We start from the raw sequence: 2,527 nt of genomic DNA, 5'->3' as shown, positions 1-2,527 counted from the left end.
TATTTATGTTATTCCTCAACTCGCATCGGTATCTCTACTCTTAAAAGAGTGGATGATATATTAGGTGTATGAGGAAGATAGATAACATCTACTCCGAAGGGTTTTAGATCCTCTTCGGTCTGTTTCCATCTTGCATCCCCTTTCCAGTCATCACCTATAAATACAGCATCAAATATACTTTTAATTTATCAATCTTATTATGTATATCAGCGACTATGCATTATGCTATATGGGTCCAGAATTATTTATAACGAAAGCCCTCCAGATACTTCTAAAACTTGCCCTGTCATATATTCTGTATAGTTAGAAGCTAACATAACACAAATATTTGCTATATCTACCGGAGTCCCAAATCTTCCTGTTGCTATTCTGCTTAGATATTTTTCTTTTTTCTCGTTGTCTATAGCTTTTAGCATGTCAGTTTCTATCATACCTGGAGCTACAGCATTTACCCTGATATTATATGGTGCCAATTCTTTAGCAGCAGATCGCGTGCTACTTATAACAGCTCCTTTTGAAGCTGAATAAACCATTTGGCCTTCATTTCCATAAATGCCAACTACAGAAGATATATTTATTATACTTCCTCGCTTATTTCTTTTCATAACCTTCGCCGCATATTGAATTAAATCAATCATACTAAATACATTGGTTTCAAATACAGGTATTACCATTTCCCTTTTAATCATCCCAACAAAGGCATCTTGAACAATCCCAGCATTATTAACCAAAACATCAAGTTTACCATGTTCTTTCCAAATCTTAGCAAATACTTCTCCGGTGAGCTTATTATCTCGAATATCAAAATATACAGGAATAATATTATCTTTATATTCCGAATAGGCTGATACATCAATGCTCCCTTCAGAACGAGCATTTGCATATACTATTGCCCCTTCTTTTGCAAACTGCTCAACTATAGATTTACCGATTCCTCTATTAGCGCCTGTCACTAAGCAAACTTTACCTTCTAACAAAATCCCCATGTTATTTATCTCCATTAACCCAACCAATCAAATCGAAATTATTCTCAATAGCTGTATCTTTATTCCATAAGGCAAAATTACGATTTGCAAAGATAATATTTTCACTTTCTACCATATTAGAATATTTGTCCTTATACATAATTATCAGCTTCCGTGACTTAATATTACTAAATTCATCTAATCCTTTTTTAGTAAACTGCATCTTATTATTCGACATACAGCAAATCAAATTATCATAATTGACTTTTTTTCTTAGTATGTTCCATCGATTAATGAACCTTCCGTCTTCATCGCTATGAGCCCAATAAACAGTAATATCATCTATCTTGCTACAAGGTAATTCCGCTTTCCATGGTTTTCCGTTACAAAAACCTATAAGCTGACCATATTCATATTTGGATATTTCTATTCCAAAATAATGCTTTGGATTTTTGCATAATTTAATGAAATCTTTCTCCGTTAATCCGACATTTACTGTAGGTGAAGCCATAGGCATTCCCAATGCTTGATATATTGCACCTGCGGTACAATCATTGCTCAAAATAGTGGGGACCTTTCCTTTATAAAACTTTTTACGAAAATAGCTTAATGCAATATTAATATTATAGGATAATATTTTATTAGAATGATCCATTTCTACGACTTCATAGCCGACAGGCAAATAACATAAACATGAAAAATTGAATTCTAGACTCCATTCAATTATGCTAGTTAATATATTTGCATAATGAACAGAACTAATAAGTATTCTTATATTTTTCCCTGAACACCTTTTTAAATAATCTTGCCCTATAAATATTGGCTTTTCATTAAATAGGCATCCAGGATGATCAACTTTTTGGTCTAAATAGCATACAAAATGAATATCACATAAATTCATATAATATCCAAACCAATACCCAGAATTGCCTGCCCCGTATATATAAATCTCTTCATTATATTCTTCAATAAATTCCTTTAGATTTTTTGTTATTGAGACCATATTATTTACCCATATTTCGTTGTACCAACTTTTCAATAAGCTCTATGCTATTAAAATAATCCGGATCAGCTTCGTCCATTGGAATCATAATATCAAATTCCTGTTCAAGCTTATCTATAAGTTCTATGACATCTGTAGAATCTAGTATTCCCCCATTTACAAGATTGGTTGTTTCTTCAAACTCTTCACCTTTTATACTTTTTATGCACCTAATTATTTTTTCTTTCAATTTACATTACCTCCACTATTTTTTCTAAATTATGCACTTGTTAGATCAAGCCACATTTACAGTTTTTAATTAGCTTTATACAGTTCCAAAATTTTTACTGAATTATACAAAAATCAAGAACATGTCAAATAAAGTTTTCATTTATGAGGCTCCTCCGATATTTATGTCGGATTGCTTCCAAAAAACACCATTTCCTTCGAAAGAAGCGAATACTACTTTCTTTTTATTAACCGGAAATACCCATAATAAACGAAAAAGCAAGCTTAATCGTCTTGCTTTTCTTTTTCTCATCTCTATATATTTGATATCATTAGTATCCAATTATTTATG

Annotated in this window: 3 protein-coding genes; all 3 read right to left on the bottom strand. The window is 31.7% G+C overall.

Annotated elements, in window-relative coordinates:
• Positions 1–245 precede the first annotated feature (245 nt).
• From G587_RS0116175 to G587_RS0116165, 3 genes are read right to left on the bottom strand one after another with little or no spacing between them, the layout of a single operon-like run.
• A complete protein-coding gene (locus tag G587_RS0116175; protein WP_026493099.1) occupies positions 246–986 on the bottom strand; it encodes an SDR family NAD(P)-dependent oxidoreductase in 741 nt (246 codons plus the stop codon).
• A gap of 1 nt (position 987) precedes the next feature.
• Positions 988–1,968 (bottom strand): DUF1919 domain-containing protein, encoded by a 981-nt coding sequence (locus G587_RS0116170; RefSeq protein WP_026493098.1) that lies wholly within the window; start codon positions 1,966–1,968, stop codon positions 988–990.
• Position 1,969: 1 nt separating this feature from the next.
• Entirely contained in the window at positions 1,970–2,197 is a 228-nt protein-coding gene (locus tag G587_RS0116165) for a phosphopantetheine-binding protein (protein WP_026493097.1), read from the bottom strand.
• Between the last annotated feature and the right edge of the window lie 330 nt (positions 2,198–2,527).

Source organism: Butyrivibrio sp. XPD2002 (assembly GCF_000423945.1).
Taxonomy (GTDB): Bacteria; Bacillota; Clostridia; order Lachnospirales; family Lachnospiraceae; genus Butyrivibrio.
The sequence above is the reverse complement of the archived record's forward strand: the minus strand, read 5'-3'. Positions and strand labels throughout refer to the sequence as shown.

Coding starts and splice junctions, on each gene's coding strand:
- G587_RS0116175 (WP_026493099.1), bottom strand. CDS start 986: ATGGGGATTTTGTTAGAAGGTAAAGTTTGCTTAGTGACAGGCGCTAAT.
- G587_RS0116170 (WP_026493098.1), bottom strand. CDS start 1,968: ATGGTCTCAATAACAAAAAATCTAAAGGAATTTATTGAAGAATATAAT.